Source organism: Anaerotignum faecicola (genome assembly GCA_024460105.1).
GTDB lineage: Bacteria > Bacillota > Clostridia > Lachnospirales > Anaerotignaceae > JANFXS01.
Window position 1 is genome coordinate 1 of the sequence record JANFXS010000514.1, and the last position, 399, is coordinate 399.

Annotated in this window: 1 protein-coding gene; it reads left to right on the forward strand. The window is 47.1% G+C overall.

Annotated features, from left to right (window positions below; all coding sequences use genetic code 11):
• A partial coding sequence (locus NE664_15150) for a copper amine oxidase N-terminal domain-containing protein (GenBank protein MCQ4727969.1) occupies positions 1 to 399 on the forward strand: 399 nt, incomplete at both ends.

Genomic DNA, 399 nt, shown 5'->3' on the forward strand with positions numbered 1-399 from the left:
GTGGGATTAATGTCTGCCGCAACGGTACAGGGGGCTGTGCCGAAAGCGGAGGTTAACGGACAGGAAATAGAACTTTCCGCTACGCCTTATGAAACGGGAGGCGCAGTAATGGTTCCGCTTATGGATTTTATGCATGTTTTTAATACCAATATGGCATATTGGGACGGTGAAACTAAATCGGCATACATGGACGACGGCCTAAAAGTTACCGCGGGAACGGAAGAGGCCGCCGTTATAAAAAAATACGGCTGGACTCCAGGAGAAAACGAGGAATATTTAAAGGTATATAAACTTGAAAAGCTCCCGGTCATAATAAACGGGAAAATGATGGTTCCCGTGAGTTTCCTTGTAGAATATGCACAGGGCGCCGCAGAATTTGCATACGATGCGGTAAGCGGG